Genomic DNA, 16,171 nt, shown 5'->3' on the forward strand with positions numbered 1-16,171 from the left:
CGACCGGATGCCCCGCATGAGCCAGAAGCACACCCTGCGCGCCCTTGAGAACCACGACGCGTTCATCGCCCGCCACATCGGCCCCAACGACGCCGAGATCGCGCAGATGCTGCGCACGGTCGGCTTCGACTCGCTGGAGGCGATGACCGACGCGATCGTGCCCGCCTCGATCAAGTCGCCCGCCCCGCTCGCGCTGCCGGCGCCGATCACCGAAGTCGAGGCGCTCGCCAAGATCCGCGCGGTCGCATCGAAGAACCAGGTCTTCCGCAGCTTCATCGGCCAGGGCTACTACGGCACGCACACGCCGAACGTCATCCTGCGCAACATCCTGGAGAACCCGGCGTGGTACACGGCCTACACGCCGTACCAGGCGGAGATCTCGCAGGGCCGCATGGAAGCGCTGATCAACTTCCAGACGATGTGCGCCGACCTCACCGGCATGGAGATCGCCAACGCCTCGCTGCTCGACGAGGCCACTGCGGCCGCCGAGGCGATGACGCTGGCCAAGCGCTCGGCCAAGTCGAAGTCCAACACCTTCTTCGTGTCCGCCGGCGTGCACCCGCAGACGCTGGAAGTGCTGCGCACGCGCGCCGAACCGCTCGAGATCGAGCTGGTGATCGGCGACGACAGCGAAGCGGCCAGCATCGACAGCTTCGGCGTCCTGCTGCAGTACCCCAACACCTTCGGCCAGATCCACGACTACAAGGCGCTGAGCGACGCGGTCCACGCGCGCGGCGGCCTGGTCGCGGTGGCCACCGACCTGCTCGCGCTGACGCTGATCGCCGCACCGGGCGAGTGGGGCGCGGACATCGTGGTCGGCAACACGCAGCGCTTCGGCGTGCCGTTCGGTTTCGGCGGCCCGCACGCGGCGTTCATGGCCTGCCGCGATGCGTACAAGCGTTCGATGCCGGGCCGCCTGATCGGCGTGTCGATCGACGCCGAAGGCAAGGCCGCCTACCGCCTCACGCTGCAGACGCGCGAACAGCACATCCGCCGCGAGAAGGCCACGTCCAACATCTGCACCGCGCAGGTGCTGCTGGCGGTGATGGCGTCGATGTACGCCGTCTACCACGGCCCGGACGGCCTCGTGCGTATCGCGCGCCGCACGCATCGCCTGGCGTCGATCCTCGCCACCGCGCTGCGCAATGCCGGCGTCACCGTCGGCCCGGATTTCTTCGACACGCTGCACGTCGTGGATGTCGACGCGAACGCCCTGCACGCGAAGGCGGACGCGGCGCGCATCAACCTGCGCCGCATCGACGGCCGCAGCGTCGGCATCTCGCTGGATGAAACCACCACGCGCGAGGACATCGTCGCCATCGCCGCGCTGTTCGGCGCCACGCTCGACGTGGACGCGCTGGACGCGAGCGTCGAGGACGCGCTGCCCAGCGGCCTGCTGCGCACCAGCCAGTTCATGACGCACCCGGTGTTCAACACGCACCACAGCGAGCACGAACTGCTGCGCTACATGCGCTCGCTGGCCGACAAGGACCTGGCGATGGATCGCACCATGATCCCGCTGGGCTCGTGCACCATGAAGCTCAACGCCACCGCCGAGATGATCCCGGTGACGTGGCCGGAGTTCGCCAACCTCCACCCGCTGGCGCCCGCGCAGCAGGCGGCCGGCTACAAGCAGCTGATCGACGAACTCGAAGCGATGCTGGTCGAGTGCACCGGCTATGACGCGGTGAGCCTGCAGCCGAACTCCGGCGCGCAGGGCGAATACGCGGGCCTGCTGGCGATCCGCGCCTACCACCGCTCGCGCGGCGAGGCGCATCGCGACATCTGCCTGATCCCCGAATCCGCGCACGGCACCAATCCGGCGTCGGCGCAGATGTGCGGCATGCAGGTGGTGGTGACCAAGACCGACGCGAACGGCAACGTCGATATCGAAGACATCCGTCGCGCGGCCGAGAAGTACAGCGATCGCCTCGCCGCGATCATGATGACCTACCCGTCCACGCACGGCGTGTTCGAGGAAGACGTCGTGGAAATCTGCGAGATCGTGCATAAACACGGCGGCCAGGTGTACACCGACGGCGCGAACATGAACGCCCTGGTCGGCGTCGCGAAGCCGGGCAAGTGGGGTTCGGACGTCTCGCACCTCAACCTGCACAAGACCTTCTGCATCCCGCACGGCGGCGGCGGCCCCGGCGTCGGCCCGTGCGCGGTGAAGTCGCACCTGGCCCCGTTCCTGCCGGGCGCGCTGCACGCCGATGGCGTGAAGACGCAGGGCGTCGGCAACGGCGAGGTGGGCATGGTGTCGGCGGCGAGCTTCGGTTCGGCGTCGATCCTGCCGATCAGCTGGATGTACATCACCATGATGGGCGCCGCTGGTCTGCGCCGCGCGACGCAAGTGGCGCTGCTCAACGCCAACTACATCGCCAAGCGCCTGGCGCCGCATTACGAGACGCTCTACACCGGCCGCAACGACCTGGTCGCGCACGAGTGCATCCTCGACCTGCGTCCGCTGAAGGATTTCACCGGCGTGTCGGCCGAGGACGTCGCCAAGCGCCTGATCGACTTCGGCTTCCACGCGCCGACGCTGAGCTTCCCGGTCGCCGGCACGCTGATGGTCGAGCCGACGGAATCGGAATCGCTGCACGAGCTGGATCGCTTCATCGACGCGATGATCCAGATCCGCGACGAAATCCGCGCCGTGGAGGAAGGCAAGCTCGATCGCGAGGACAACCCGCTCAAGAACGCCCCGCACACCGCCACGGCCGTGTCGGCGAGCGAGTGGACGCATGCCTATCCGCGCGAACTGGCGGCCTTTCCGCTGCCTAGCCTGCGCCTGCAGAAGTACTGGCCGCCGGTGGCGCGCGTGGACAACGTCTACGGCGACAAGAACGTCATGTGCGCGTGCATCCCGGTGGATGCGTACAAGGACGACGAAGTCGAGGCCTGATCGGATCGGCTGACCGCGCCGTGCGGTGATCGACGAGAACGCCCCGCGATTGCGGGGCGTTTTTTGTTTTTGTGTTGGCGTGAGCTGCTGTGCGCGCTCTGTGTGCCGCCATGAGGATCAAAAATGGGTTCCAGCTTTCGCTGGAATGACGTGACGAAACGGATCGCGTGACAGCCTGGGTCCCGGCCTTCGCCGGGATGACGGTTGAGGCGGGATGACAGTTGAGGTGGACCGCGGTAATCGGCACGCCGGCGGTTTAGCCCCTCTCCCACCGGGAGAGGGGTTGGGGTGAGGGTCGGCAGAGCGCCAACGCCTGCGCTTGCGGTGCACGCTTTGTGTGCCGCCACGAAGACCCAAATGGGTTCCAGCTTTCGCTGGACGCCAGTGGCGGGCGGTGGCAGCCGAGCGACGCCAGCAATCGACCACCGCACAAAAAAAGCGCCCCGCAATCGCGGGGCGCTTCCACTAACGACAAGGTACACGACGCGGAATGGCAACCCCGCGCCGAAGTCACCGCATCAACGTGCGACGACCTCGATCCGCACGCGGCGGTTCGGCTTCAGGCACTCGACCACCTTCGCGCTTTTCGCGCCCGGGCAGTTGACGACCGGGTCGGCCGCGCCAACGCCCTGCGCCTGGATCGCCTCGCCCGGCACGCCGCGCGAGACCAGGTACGACTTGACCGCCAGCGCGCGACGTTCGGACAACGCCTGGTTGTAGCTGGCACTGCCCAGGCGGTCGGTGTAGCCGATCACGCGCAAGGCCTCGACGTGCTCGGCCTTGTTGAGCGCCGTCATGATGCGGCTCTCCAGCGCGGCCGCGCCGGTGTCGGACAGCTTCGCGCTGTCGAAACCGAACAGCGCGTCGGCCGAGACTTCGAACGACTGCGTGACGCGCGCGGGCTCGTTGGCCGGCGCGGCAACGGCCTGGGCCTGCGTCGGCATGCCGCCGAGGACGTCGGCGCATGCGGCCGGGTTCCACAGCGTCTGGCTGGCACGCATGGGCGCGAGCCGCTCGTGCGCGGATCGCGCTGCTTCGACTCAGATAAGTCGTAGCGAAAAACTAGACAGAAGTTCAGGAAAGTCGCTTGTTTTACGCTTCGGAGCGAACGATCGCGGCGTCTTTGCGCCGCATCGCGCGGCGAGATCGCGGGTTTTCAGGTGTTTGCATACTTGCCGGACAGATCGGGGCAAGTTCGAGCCATTGCGCGTCGAAGTTGGCCCGCTGCACGCGGCGATATGTCAAGCGACGCTTTCGCAGTCGCGCGTCCCGCGCGTGGTGCATTCGTCCGAAACGACGACCGGCACGGTGATGCCCGCCGGCGTTTGTAGCCCGGATAAGACCGCAGGTCGCACCCGGGGTTGATCGGCTGCCCGCGTCCCGGATGCGCTTCGCTTATCCGGGCTACAACAGCTGCGTTTGTAGCCCGGGTAAGGCCGCAGGTCGCACCGGGGGTTGATCGGCCGTCCCGCGTCCCGGATGCGCTTCGCCTATCCGGGCTACAACAGCGGCTTCTGCGGGTTTAGAACGACTTGCCCACCGTCACCCACAGCTGGTCGTCCTTCGGCGCTTCGCTGGAACGGCCGATCGGGCGCGCGAGGCTGACCTGCGCCTGCATGCCTTTCCAGTTCCAGTTCACGCCGACGCCCGCGCCCTGCAGGTTCACCGGGCGCGAGTCGTACCCCATCGCCGAACGGTAACGGCCTGCCGCGCCGTCGTAGAACGCGCTCACGCGCGTGTTGGGAATGATGAAATCGTGGCTGGCTTCCAGCGACACGACGGCAGCGTTGTCGACGGCGGCGGCGTTGAGATCGTACGCGCGCACCGCGCCGGGGCCGCCGAGGCTCATGCGCTCGGAGCCGTCGAGGCTGCGATTGGCCCACTGCCCGCGCACCTGCGCGCTGAGTTGCAGGCTCGACACCGGCGCAACGACGATGCTCGCCGACGGCGCGGCCTTCACGAACGTGGTGTGCTTCCGCGTCGCGGCGTCGCCACTCGTGCGATCCAGGTCGGTCATGTCCATGCCGCCGTACGAGACACCCATGCCGTAGCGGTAATAGCGCCGCCAGCGTCCGCGCCCCGCTACACCGGAACCATCCGCGCGCACACTCGCCACCGTGCTGCGGCGATCGCTTTGCAGCAGGTCGCCGAAGCGGTCGTCGTGCAATCGCTTGTGATCGATCGATGCGGCCAGATCGAGGCTGTCGCTGCGCGTGCGCCACACCGGCCGCGTCGCGTAGATGCTGGCGACATCCGCCGAGCCCTTGCCGAGGCCTTCGAACTCGCCGCCGAGCCGATAGCCCACGTACGAAACAGCGGCGCCCACGCGCGAGGCGCCCTTCCCCACCGGCGTGTCGTACGACAGGCGCGCCAGTCGCGTCTGGCCGCCGTCGGACGCCTGCGTCTGCAAGGCGTTGGGCGTGGCGTAGACCATCGCTTCGAAGCGATCGCCGCGACCGAACAGGTTGTTGGTGCCGCCGATCACGCCGATGCGGCGCTCGCCGGCTTCGACCGAACCCGCGTTGTCGCCGGTGACCATGCCGTAGAGCTGCGGCCCGGACGCGACCGTCAGGGTAACGAGCGTGCCGCCGGGGTACTTGCCCGGCGCAAGCGTCGCATCGACGCGGCCGACGCCCGGCAGCTCGCGCACCAGGCGCATGCGTGCGTCGATGTCGCGCAGTTTGGGGTCGGCGACGCCGGTGCCGTGCAGGATCGCCTCGATGCGCGCGGTGTCCACCTGTGAGGCGTTTTCGACGACGACGCGCTCGATGCGCCCGCGCACGATCTGGAATTGCACGACGCCGTTCTTTTCGATCGTCTGCTGCGGCAGCAGCACGCGCACGAGCGATTCGCCGTCGTGGTACAGCAGTTCCGTCAACTCGGCGCGCATGACCTGAAGCGCGCTCAGCGTCATCTCGCGACCGCGCAGCGGCGCGATGTACGCGTCCACGCGCGTGCGCTCTTCCGGCGTCATCTCGCCGTCGAACTCGAAATCGCGCACGGAAAAACGCAGTTCGTCGGCATCGCCTGCCTGCGTGACGTCCGCATTCGCCGCGCTCGGCTGGCTGCTGTCATCGGAGGTTCCGAACGCGCGCGTGAGACCGGGATTCTGGCGAAGCAGCCCGCCGGAGGTAACGCCATGTTCGGCCGCGTGCGCCTGCGTGTGCAGCATGGCGAGGGTCAGCACCGACAGGCAGGACAAGCCCGGACGCGGGAACGCGGAAGCGGTGGATCTATTCACGACAGGATCGAACCTTCAGTCCGCTCGCAATGCGCCGGACCGCAAAAAAAGAGGAAGAGTGGCACGGCACGAAGCCGGCCCATGACACGAAAAAGGGAGGAAGGCGCGAACGCCTTCCTCCCATGCACCCGCGCGCGAAGCGCGGATGTGACGCGATCGCTGGCGATGAACCGCCGGCGACGCGCATCAACGCACGGCGACGAACATCATTTCGCCGTTGACCCACACCGCCGCGTACGGCACGCCCGGCACCATCTGCGCCATCGTCACGTACTCGCCGCCCGGCTGCGGAGCCGGCTGCGGCTGCGGGGCCGGCTGCGGCTGCGGCTGCGGGTAGATCGGCTCCGGCTGCGTCATCACGATGTTGCCGGCCGTGTTCTTCGCATTGGCCGGAACGCTGACGCGACGCGCGGTCAGCTTGCCGTTCAGGGTGACGTCGCTGCCGTTGAGCACGATCTCGTTGCCGGCCGTGTTGGTGGCCGACTTGATGGTCGTGCCGAACATGCGCACGTCGCCTGCTGCCGTCGTGGTGGACGTGGCCTGGTCGATGGCCGCGGCGTTCAGCGTGACGCTGCCCTGCGCGCTCGACAGGTTGCCCTTCTGCGTCAGCGTGGTGGTGGCCTGCGCGTCGATGTTGCCCTGCGAGGTGACCGGACCGGCCAGCGTCACCGCGCCGCCGTTGCCGGCAACGCGCACGGACTGTGCGTCGATGGCGCCGTTGGCGGTGACGTTGGTGGCGTTGAGGTCGACCGCGCCGTACTTCGACTGCACCAGCTTCGACGTGGTCAGGTTGCCCTTGCCGACGTTGACCTGGACCAGGCCGTCACCGGAGACCGCACCGTTGAGGTTCACGCCACCGGCGGCGTTCTCGACCACGACCTGCGTGGCCTTGATGTCGCCGAGGTTGAACGCGAGCGGCACGCCCTGCGCCGGAGCGCGGAACTCGGCGCGCTGCGCCGCCGTCGTGCTGACGCCGGCCGCGTGGTAGATCGCGCCGCCGGTTTCGATCACGTTGCCCATCTGGCTGGCGACGTTGGCTTCCTGGCGGACGCCGGTCTTGCCACCGCCCAGCACGACGTCGTACTTGCCGGTGACCGGCGCGTAGACCTCGACTGCATCGGCGCTGAAGGTGACGGCGTTGCCGGTGACGGCGCCGCGCGTGGCGACCTTCGATGCGCCCGTGCTGCCGTATTCGGCGCCGGTGGCGGTGAGGTTCACGGCGCCGGCTTCCGAAGCGACCGATTTGGCGGCATTGATGGCGCCACCGCGACCGGTGGTCACGTCCACGCCGTACTTGCCTTTGACGTCGCCGTTCAGCGCGACGGTCTTGCCCGCGATGCGGACCTGCTGCGCGTCGATGGTCGATGCGGCGATCGAACCGGTGTCCTGGTTCGACGTCAGTTCGACCGCGCCGCCGCTGGTGACCACGCTGGCGGCCTGCTGGATGCTGGCACCGTTGATGGACACGCGGCCCGAGCCGGTGACGTTGGCGTTCTGCACGACGCTGGCGTTGCCGTACACGTTGACGTCGCGCGCGGCGAGGACCGGTGCGTTCACCACGACCTTGTCGCCGGCCAGAGTCACCGTGTTGGCGGTGTAGGCGGCGTTGGAGGTGAGCGTCTTGCCGACCGCGTTCAGCGCGACTTCCGAGGCCTGCAGCTGCGTCATCGGCTCGACGACGATGTTGCCGCCCTTGCTGCCGGCGATGCGCGGCGCGGTTTCGACGTTGATGCGGTTGTCGGCGATCATCTTGCCGCCCAGGCTGGCCTGGCCGTCGGCATCCGAACGCAGTTCGATCGAACCGCCGGCGCCGGTGGTGGCGCGACGCGCTTCGATCGTGCCCGTGCTGCGCACGGCATTGCGCAGGACGTCGCCCGTGGCCGCGGCGGTCAGGCGGACGTCGCCGCCCTTGGAGACGATCACGCCGCCGTTGTCGACCAGCGCGTTCACTTCCGGTGCGCCCAGGGCGACCGAGAAGCCCGAGCCGGTCAGCGTCAGCGTGGCGGTGTCGGCCGCGCCGAGCGTGACGTCGCCGGTGGCGTTGATCGCGCCCTTGTTCAGCACCTGGCTGCCCAGCAGGGCGACCTGGCGAGCGTTGATCGTGCCCTGGTTGACGACCGAAGCGTTGGGCGCGTTCGAGGTCAGATCGAGCACGCGCTGCGTACCGGCCAGGCGACCGCCGGCCATGAACTGCTGCGCGCTGACGTCCAGCGTCGAGGCGACGAGGCTGTCGGCGTTGACGACGGCCGAGGAGCCGAACATCACGCCCGCCGGATTGACGACGTACACGCGGCCATTGGCGTTCAGCGCGCCCTGGATGTCGGTGGCCTTGACCGGGCCGACGACGCGGTTCAGCACGGCCGACGAAGCGGTCGGCTGCTTGAAGGTGACCGACTGGCCTTGGGCGATGTCGAAGTTGTTCCAGTTCACTACCATCTTGTCGGTGGACTGGGTGACGGTGGTCGCCGCGCCCGAGGTGGCGATGCGGCCGGTGCCGTTGACGACGACGCCGCCATCGGCGGCCCATGCGCTGCCGACGCAGCCCATCGCCACGGCGAGGACGGTCGGCTTCAGGACGCGCAGGGCGTGTTGCGACGCCGACAGGTCGTCGGCTTCGTATCGTGCTTCGAATTGGTTCATGCGAACTCTCTTTCTGTGGGGATGTTGCAACCGGCGTCGTGGACGCCGGGTTCTCCGGGCGGGTGACGCAGCCCGGCCGCGGTGGCATCGCGCGACCGCTGCCGGCCCGTTTGACACCGGTGACGGACTCTAGGGGCCGTCCGTACGCGCGGGTATGAGACTTTTCCCAACCTCTCCTCGTGCGCTTAGCCGGGAGTCACTCGCCCGAAAACGACGAAGCCCCGCATGGCGGGGCTCCGTCGTGACGCGAATGCGTTCGCCTCATCGTCGTCGTTCGACCAGCGACACGGGCATCGAAACGCCCGTGCGCATCCGGGTGCCCGCGCCTTGCGACCCGTCGTTGCAGTGCTGGATCGGCCACACGCGCGTCAGGCGCATGCGGATGACGCACGTCAGCGCGATCCACCGGTCGAAGCGGACCTCGGCCTGCGACGGCGTGCCGCGTTCCGGCGCGATGCCGCGCCGCGACGACCCACGCGGGATGGCCAGCGAGGCACGCCGCGCGGCGGGCGTGCGCATCGCCAGTGCCGTGCGGCGCACGTCGGCCACGTCGCGCTCGTCGCGAACCGCCTGCACGCGCACCGGGGGGAGGTCGTGGATGCGCGGTTCCTGCAGCGCGACGGCGTCGGCGTCGCGTTCGACCGTGGCGTACACGCGCACGGTGGGCAGGTCGAAGGTGTGGATCGCGGATGCGGTCGTGGTCGTCGTGTCGCTCGCGGCGGCGGTACGGGTGGCGATGGAGTGGGTCGCCGCGACCATCGCCAGCGCGGCCATCAGGGTCATCGTTCTCATATCGGCAAGTCCTGTCGGTCGGCGGCCGCGAACGGTCGCCGTGTGGGGCGTGAAGCAATCGGGGGAATGGGTCGTTCTTCGGATCAGTCGTCCGGGACGATCGACGCCAGCGATGCGTCGAAGCGCATCCGCTGCGCCGGCGTCGCAAGCTCGGCCAGCACCTGGACGAAGCGCGGATGCCGCGCACCGGAGGCGATGTACTGCCAGCGGTACGCACGACGCAGCACGTCGAGCACGAGCAGCTGTTGGCGCATGCCGAACGGGCGTCCGCATGCGGCGACGAAGTACGCCGCGTCCGCATCGGCCTGTGCGCGCAGGATGTCGTCCACCGCGCCCAGCAGCGCGACCAGGTCGTCCATGGCCGCCTCGCGTTCGACGTGGTCGATGCGCGCGTTTTCGGCACGCCATTCGATCTCGTCCAGCACGCTGTGCTGGCACTCTTCGCGGAAGTGGAACAGGAACACGTCCTTCCACAGCGGGCACAGTTCCTGCGTCGGCGCGATGCTTTCCTCGTAGTGCCGCTGTACGAACAGCTCGATCATGAACACCAGCGCCAGCACCGCCCAGTTGCGGCGCGCCAGCACGAACTGCGCCACCGCGTTGGCCTGCGCCATCTTCGCGTGGCCGTCGGGCATGCGCGCTTCCAGCAGCGCCTCCAGCCTGCGGAACAGCTCCTGGTGCTTGATCTCCTCGTAGGAAAAACGCACCAGCGCTTCCAGCGCGTGCTGGTCGCCGAGCCAGTGGAGGCCCGAGGTCTGCAGCATCTTCGCGCCGATGAAACGCTCGCACAGGCCGAACATCCACGCGTAGGTGCGTCCCTGCACCTGGCTGAAGAAGCGGCGCTCGTCCGCGTCGAGGAAGTCCATGCGATCCACCAGCGACAGCCCGGCCGGCAGGAACGTGCGATCGAAGTCGAAATCGCGGCCGCGGATCACGTCGCGGTCGATCTCCCAGCGCACGCGCCTGGACACTTCGATGCAGCGCGCATACCGGGCTGCGTCGGCGGCCGCCACTTCGGCATTCCATTGCGGGGCGGTGGTGCGGGCAGTTGCAGCGTTCATTCGTGACTCCAGCAATCTCGTCGCGCCTGCCTCACGCAGGCGCCATGGTGGGATCCAGCACGGCCTTCACTTCGGCGACCGAATTTGCCGGGAAGCCGGACCGCTTCGCGTGTTCGTGGATGAGCGCCTCATCTCGCGCCATGTACACGCAATACGTTTTGTCTGCCGTGACGTACGAGTGCAGCCACTGGATGTCGGTGCCCAGTTCGTCGAGCACGTTGTTGGACTGCAGCGCGACGCCGCACAGCGCTTCCATCGGCTGGGCGCCGATGCCCTGGATGTTCCGTTCGATCACGTATTTCTTGAACATGACGACTCTCCTTGGTGCGCCTGCGCGGCGCGGATGACCGGCGGGGCCGGCGGGATTGGATGCGCCTTCAGCGCCTGTACGCGAGCACGTTGACGCCGTAGGCGTGCAGGTGCGTGTGGAACTTGCGGTCGATGTCGGTGCCGGCGAAGCACTCAAAGCGTTCGATCACGGCTGCGTCGTGCAATCCGCATTCGCCCAGCAGCTGCATCAGCGCCGGCTCCGTCACCGCACCGCCGATGCACGAGGCCCACAGGTCGGCGTTCGAACGCACGCCCTGCGCGAGTTCGCGATCGAGCACCACGTCGGCCAGGAACAGGCGGCCGCCGGGCTTGAGCACGCGCGCGATCTCGCACAACACGCGCGGCTTGTCGGGCGCGAGGTTCAACACGCCATTGGAGATGGCGACATCGACGCTCGCGTCCTCCATCGGCAGGTCTTCGAACGTGCCTTCGTGGACGCGCACGCGTTCGAGCAGACCCGCCTGCGCCGCGGCGCGCAGCGCACTGGCGCGCATGCCGGGCGTGAGGTCCACGCCGATCGCGCGACCGGTCGGGCCGGCGGCTTTCGCGGCGAGCAGCAGGTCCATGCCCGCGCCGCACGCGTGGTCCAGCACCACGGCCCCGGCAGGAATCGTGCCGATGCGCAGCGGGTTGCCGACGCCGGAAAAACGTTCGGTGCAGGCGGCGGGCAGCGCGGCGAGCTCGGCGGCGTCGTAACGCAACGTACGCACGGCGTAGTCGGCGCCGGTGTGGAAATGGAACCCGCTGCCCGGGGCCCGGGCGACGCGCTCGTAGGTCGCGCGCACCTGCCGATTCAGGGTCATCGTGTCCAGCGCGAGCGGGCAACGGCTCATCTTGGCCTCTCTTCGCCGGCGCGTTGCCGGCATGGGGCCAATCTACGGACGGCCGGTAACGGTCCGATGTCCCGTGTCGATGGATTTGTAACGCTTGGTAACAGGGGCGGATACTGCGCCCGACATGCGGCAGGATGCCCACCCGGCAATCCCTTGGCGATGACAGGTACGGCGATGGCCCACACGCCCTGCGTCCTGGTGGTCGACGACGACCAGCCCACGCGCGAGATGCTGCTCGAAGCGCTCGCGACCCACGGTTTCCGCGCATTGCAGGCGGGCGACGGCGCCGGCATGCGTCGCGAGCTCGAACGCGAGGCGCCCGACCTGGTGCTGCTCGACATCCGCCTGCCCGGCGAGGACGGGCTGACGCTCGCGCGTTTCCTGCGCGAGCGTTACGACGTCGGCATCATCATGGTGACGGGCTCGGGCGACGTGATCGACCGCATCGTCGGACTGGAAATCGGCGCCGACGACTACGTCGCCAAACCCTTCGATCCGCGCGAACTGCTGGCCCGCGTGAAGAGCGTGCTGCGGCGCATACAGGCGCGCCCCGACGCCGCGCAAGCGCCGGTGCAGAACGCACGACGCGTCCCATTCGGCCGCTGCGAGCTGGACCTCGACTCGCACCAGCTGTTCGACAGCGACGGCAGCGAGGTGATGGTCACGCACATGGAATTCGACCTGCTGCGCGTGCTGCACGAACACGCGGGCAAGGCGCTCTCGCGCGACGCGATCCTCACGTTGACGAAGAACCGCGAGTGGGAGCCGTTCGACCGTTCCATCGACATCCGCATCGCGCGCCTGCGGCGCAAGGTGGAGGTCGATCCCGACAATCCCCGAGCGATACGGACGGTGCGCGGCGTGGGGTACATGTTCGTGCCGTAGCAGGTCTGAGCCTTGCTTTCAGCCCTCTCCCGCTCGCGGGAGAGGGGTTGGGGTGAGGGCGAAGCGCGGTGACGACGGTTCGCCCTCATCCGCCTGCCGGCACCTTCTCCCGCGCGCGGGAGAAGGATTCTTCCCTGCCGCTGTCGCTGCGCAGGGATGTCGAGCCCTCTCCGATCAGGAGAGAGGCCGAAGCTCCGCGACATCGAGGCGTTTTTTGTTTCAGCCCTGTAACACCGTCGCCGCACGCGGAAACCCGCTCCTATACTCGCCCCACCCGCCCCCACGGGATGCGCCGATGAATACCGGCAACGCCACGCCGCAGGTCGACCCCTCGCCCATCGAAGCCTCGACCGCGCAGTCCTCGCCCATCGACGAGCGCGAGCGCGCACTGCGCGAAAGCGAGCTGCGCCTGCAGCAGGTGCTCGACAACACCTCCGCGGCGGTGTTCGCGAAGGATCGCGCCGGCCGTTACCTGTTCGTCAACCGCGAGTTCGAGCGCCTCACCGGGCGGGAAGCCGACGCGCTCATCGGCCGTAACGATCGCGACATCTTTCCACCGGAAATGGCCGCCGCGCTGCGCCGCAACGACATGCTCGTGCTACTGGAAGCGCGCGCGATGGAGTTCGAGGAAAGCGGCGTGTTCGCCGGCGAGCAACGCACGTTCCTGTCGGCGAAGTTCCCGCTGCTCGGCATCGACCAGGTGCCGTACGCGGTGTGCGGCATCGCCACCGACATCACGCGCCGCAAGCAGGTGGAAACCGCGCTGACCAGTTCCGCGCTCGCGGTGTCGGGCGCGTACGGCCGCAACCTGTTCGTCGAACTCTCGCGCTACCTCGCCGCGATCCTCGATGTCGACGTCGCTTTCATCGCGCAGGTCCGCGAGGACGATCCGGCGATGATGCACATCCTCGCCTTCGTCGCCGACGACAAGCCGCGCGAGCACTTCGACTACGCCATCGCGAACACCGCCTGCGACACCGTGGTGGGCCACGGCTTCCGGCTCTACCCCGCGGGGTTGTCGTCGTTGTTCCCGCTGGACGACGATTTCATCGAGATGGGCGCCGAAAGCTACGCCGGCTTCCCGCTCAACGATGCGCAGGGGAAACCCCTCGGCATCATCTCCATCGTCTCGCGGCGCCCGCTCGAACAACCCGAGTTCATCGAATCGGTGATGAAGATCTTCGCCGTGCGCGCCGCGGCGGAAATCGAGCGCCAGCGCGCGGAAGACGCCGCGCAGCGCAACGCCGAACACCTGCGCGCGACGGTGAACGCCGCACTGGACTGCATCATCGCGATGGACGAACGCGGCATGATCGTGAAGTTCAATCCGGCAGCGGAAGCGTGTTTCGGCATCCGCGAGCGCGACGCGATCGGCCGCTCGCTGGCGGACACGATCATTCCCGAACGTTTCCGCGAGCGACACCAGTTCGGTCTGAAGCTTTATCTGGAAGGCGGTCCGGGGCCGGTGCTCAAGAAGCGGCTCGAAGTCGTGGCGTTGCGCGCCGACGGCAGCGAGTTTCCGGCCGAGCTCGCCGTGGGCGTGCACGACAGTGCGGCCGGTAAGGTGTTCATCGGGTATCTGCGCGACATCACCGAACGCACCGAAGCCGAACAGCGTCGTCGGCGCCTGGAAGCGCAGCTGCTGCAGGCGAAGAAGATGGAGGCGCTCGGCCATCTCACCGGCGGCATCGCGCACGATTTCAACAACCTGCTCGCCAGCATCATGGGCTACGTCGCACTCGCGCACGAGCGCAGCGACGACGGCGAGGACGCGCGCCTGTCGGGCTATCTCGACCAGGCGCTGCAGTCGTGCGAACGCGCGCGCGACCTCATCCAGCAGATGCTGATGTTCAGCCGCGGCCAGAAGGGCCAGGCGCAGGCGATCGACGTCGCCTCGTGCATCGAGCAGAACCTCGCCGTGCTCGGCCCGGCGCTCGCCGACGGCATCCGCGTCGAACAGGACGTGCAGTCGAACGCGTGCGCGGTGCAGTTCGACCCGGTGCAGCTGGGCCAGGTGCTGCTCAACCTGTGCGTGAATGCGTGCGATGCGATGCAGGGCGAAGGCCGGCTCACGCTCGCCCTGCGCGACACGCGCGTGGAGGCGGCCGAATGCGCGGCATGCCGGCAGCCCGTGGAAGGCGCGTTCGTCGAACTGAGCGTCGGCGACACGGGCCCCGGCATCGAATCGGCGGTGCTGGAGCGCATGTTCGATCCGTTCTTCTCGACGAAACCGCCCGGAAAAGGCGCCGGCATGGGCCTGGCCACGGTGCACGGGATCGTGCATGAACACGGCGGCCACCTGCTGGTCGACACCGAGCCGGGGCGCGGGACGTCGTTCCGCGTGTTGCTGCCCGCGTGCCCGGAAGCCGCGCGTCCGACGCCTTCGCGACGGCGTTCGGATCGTCTCGGCGTCGCGCGGCGCGAAGGCCGCGTGCTGGTGGTGGACGACGAGCACAGCGTCGGCGAGTTCATGTGCGAACTGCTGTCGAACTGGGGACTGGAGGCGCATTTCGTCTCCACGCCTGAACTGGCGCTCGCGCGCGTGCGCGAATCGCCCGCGCATTACCGGCTGGTCATCACCGACCACTCGATGCCGTCGATGACCGGCGTGCAGCTCGCGCAGGCGCTGGAGCCGATCGCACCGCACCTGCCGGTGTTGCTGTACACGGGACTGGCCGATCGCATCCGCGAGCCGTTGCTTCCCGCGAACATGCTGCGCGCCGTGCTGCGCAAGCCGATCGACCACGCCCAACTGTCGCGCATCGTCGATGACGTGCTGGCCGATCGCGGCGCGCGCGACGCCTGAATCGCATGCGATAGTCGCAAGCAACGCGCGCCGACACGAAATCATGACGCTCCCATTACGAACGCATGCGGCACCATGCGCGCTGGCATGCGGCAAGCGGCGTATTCATGAAACCCAACGTGTTGATGGTCGAGGACGAGGCGTATCTGGCAATGGCACTGGAAGACCTGCTGACCGACGCGGGCTACCACGTACTCGGCGCGGCGCGGCTGTCCGATGCGCTCGACATCGCCGACCATGAACGCGTCGACGTCGCGCTGCTCGACATCAACGTGCAGGGCGAGCAGGTGTACCCGCTCGCCAACCGCCTGCGCGAGTGCGGCGTCCCGTTCGCGTTCGCGTCGGCGTACTCGAAGGACACGATCCCCGAGGACTTCCACGACTGCGAGCTGGTGCGCAAGCCGTACACCTACGAGCGGATCATCGAGGCGGTGGAATCGATGGTGGAGCAGGCTCGGCCGCATTGAGTGCGCGTGTGCACGGGGTTTGCGAATGCACGCCCGCTGAAGTGCACTGCCAGGCTTCCACCCTTCGCGTCATTCCCGCGACGACGGGACTCCATCCATCCGGCGCGTCACGGTTTCCGTCTAGCGTGAACTGCATCGGTGGGAGCCCGCGTCGCGAAGGGCGATCGGAAGCGAAAGCGGATGGGTTCCAGCTTTCGCTGGAATGACG

Annotated in this window: 11 protein-coding genes; 4 read left to right on the top strand and 7 right to left on the bottom strand. The window is 68.1% G+C overall.

All coding sequences use genetic code 11. From position 1 onward, the window contains the following. The first annotated feature begins 7 nt into the window (after positions 1 to 7). Positions 8 to 2,908, top strand: a complete 2,901-nt coding sequence (gcvP, locus tag LA521A_RS12740) for an aminomethyl-transferring glycine dehydrogenase (protein WP_425494516.1) — start codon at positions 8 to 10, stop codon at positions 2,906 to 2,908. 518 nt (positions 2,909 to 3,426) lie between these two features. Here gcvP and LA521A_RS12745 read toward each other — a convergent pair. The 7 genes from LA521A_RS12745 to LA521A_RS12775 all read right to left on the bottom strand — a co-directional run bounded on the left by LA521A_RS12745 (position 3,427) and on the right by LA521A_RS12775 (position 11,805). Next, positions 3,427 to 3,909: an OmpA family protein gene (locus tag LA521A_RS12745; RefSeq protein ID WP_281779254.1), complete on the bottom strand. Its 483-nt coding sequence runs from the start codon at positions 3,907 to 3,909 to the stop codon at positions 3,427 to 3,429. Positions 3,910 to 4,430: 521 nt separating this feature from the next. Then, positions 4,431 to 6,149, bottom strand: coding sequence for a ShlB/FhaC/HecB family hemolysin secretion/activation protein (locus LA521A_RS12750; RefSeq protein WP_281779255.1), 1,719 nt, complete (start codon positions 6,147 to 6,149; stop codon positions 4,431 to 4,433). 186 nt (positions 6,150 to 6,335) lie between these two features. Beyond that, the gene (locus LA521A_RS12755; RefSeq protein WP_281779256.1) at positions 6,336 to 8,789 is read right to left on the bottom strand and encodes a two-partner secretion domain-containing protein; all 2,454 of its coding nucleotides are present in this window, start codon (positions 8,787 to 8,789) and stop codon (positions 6,336 to 6,338) included. A 261-nt stretch (positions 8,790 to 9,050) separates the two neighbouring features. Beyond that, positions 9,051 to 9,581, bottom strand: coding sequence for a hypothetical protein (locus tag LA521A_RS12760; RefSeq protein ID WP_281779257.1), 531 nt, complete (start codon positions 9,579 to 9,581; stop codon positions 9,051 to 9,053). Positions 9,582 to 9,664: 83 nt separating this feature from the next. Continuing rightward, on the bottom strand, positions 9,665 to 10,642 hold the full coding sequence (locus LA521A_RS12765; RefSeq protein WP_281779258.1) for a hypothetical protein: 978 nt from the start codon (positions 10,640 to 10,642) through the stop codon (positions 9,665 to 9,667). Between the two features lie 31 nt (positions 10,643 to 10,673). Continuing rightward, positions 10,674 to 10,952, bottom strand: a complete 279-nt coding sequence (locus LA521A_RS12770) for a DUF4242 domain-containing protein (RefSeq protein WP_115842889.1) — start codon at positions 10,950 to 10,952, stop codon at positions 10,674 to 10,676. A gap of 67 nt (positions 10,953 to 11,019) precedes the next feature. Further along, positions 11,020 to 11,805, bottom strand: coding sequence for a methyltransferase domain-containing protein (locus tag LA521A_RS12775; RefSeq protein ID WP_281779259.1), 786 nt, complete (start codon positions 11,803 to 11,805; stop codon positions 11,020 to 11,022). A gap of 174 nt (positions 11,806 to 11,979) precedes the next feature. On the opposite strand from LA521A_RS12775, the gene LA521A_RS12780 reads away from it, so the two are divergent. The 3 genes from LA521A_RS12780 to LA521A_RS12790 all read left to right on the top strand — a co-directional run bounded on the left by LA521A_RS12780 (position 11,980) and on the right by LA521A_RS12790 (position 15,963). Continuing rightward, positions 11,980 to 12,690, top strand: coding sequence for a response regulator (locus LA521A_RS12780; RefSeq protein ID WP_281779260.1), 711 nt, complete (start codon positions 11,980 to 11,982; stop codon positions 12,688 to 12,690). 295 nt (positions 12,691 to 12,985) lie between these two features. Beyond that, on the top strand, positions 12,986 to 15,496 hold the full coding sequence (locus LA521A_RS12785; protein ID WP_281779261.1) for a PAS domain-containing hybrid sensor histidine kinase/response regulator: 2,511 nt from the start codon (positions 12,986 to 12,988) through the stop codon (positions 15,494 to 15,496). A gap of 107 nt (positions 15,497 to 15,603) precedes the next feature. Next, the gene (locus LA521A_RS12790) at positions 15,604 to 15,963 is read left to right on the top strand and encodes a response regulator (RefSeq protein ID WP_281779262.1); all 360 of its coding nucleotides are present in this window, start codon (positions 15,604 to 15,606) and stop codon (positions 15,961 to 15,963) included. The last annotated feature ends 208 nt before the right edge of the window (positions 15,964 to 16,171 follow it).

Source organism: Lysobacter auxotrophicus (assembly GCF_027924565.1).
GTDB lineage: Bacteria > Pseudomonadota > Gammaproteobacteria > Xanthomonadales > Xanthomonadaceae > Lysobacter_J > Lysobacter_J auxotrophicus.

What these genes read in the sequence shown, in the direction of transcription:
- gcvP (WP_425494516.1), top strand. Translation starts at nt 8, where the DNA reads ATGCCCCGCATGAGCCAGAAGCACACCCTGCGCGCCCTTGAGAACCAC.
- LA521A_RS12745 (WP_281779254.1), bottom strand. Translation starts at nt 3,909, where the DNA reads ATGCGTGCCAGCCAGACGCTGTGGAACCCGGCCGCATGCGCCGACGTC.
- LA521A_RS12755 (WP_281779256.1), bottom strand. Translation starts at nt 8,789, where the DNA reads ATGAACCAATTCGAAGCACGATACGAAGCCGACGACCTGTCGGCGTCG.
- LA521A_RS12760 (WP_281779257.1), bottom strand. Translation starts at nt 9,581, where the DNA reads ATGAGAACGATGACCCTGATGGCCGCGCTGGCGATGGTCGCGGCGACC.
- LA521A_RS12765 (WP_281779258.1), bottom strand. Translation starts at nt 10,642, where the DNA reads ATGAACGCTGCAACTGCCCGCACCACCGCCCCGCAATGGAATGCCGAA.
- LA521A_RS12770 (WP_115842889.1), bottom strand. Translation starts at nt 10,952, where the DNA reads ATGTTCAAGAAATACGTGATCGAACGGAACATCCAGGGCATCGGCGCC.
- LA521A_RS12775 (WP_281779259.1), bottom strand. Translation starts at nt 11,805, where the DNA reads ATGAGCCGTTGCCCGCTCGCGCTGGACACGATGACCCTGAATCGGCAG.
- LA521A_RS12780 (WP_281779260.1), top strand. Translation starts at nt 11,980, where the DNA reads ATGGCCCACACGCCCTGCGTCCTGGTGGTCGACGACGACCAGCCCACG.
- LA521A_RS12785 (WP_281779261.1), top strand. Translation starts at nt 12,986, where the DNA reads ATGAATACCGGCAACGCCACGCCGCAGGTCGACCCCTCGCCCATCGAA.
- LA521A_RS12790 (WP_281779262.1), top strand. Translation starts at nt 15,604, where the DNA reads ATGAAACCCAACGTGTTGATGGTCGAGGACGAGGCGTATCTGGCAATG.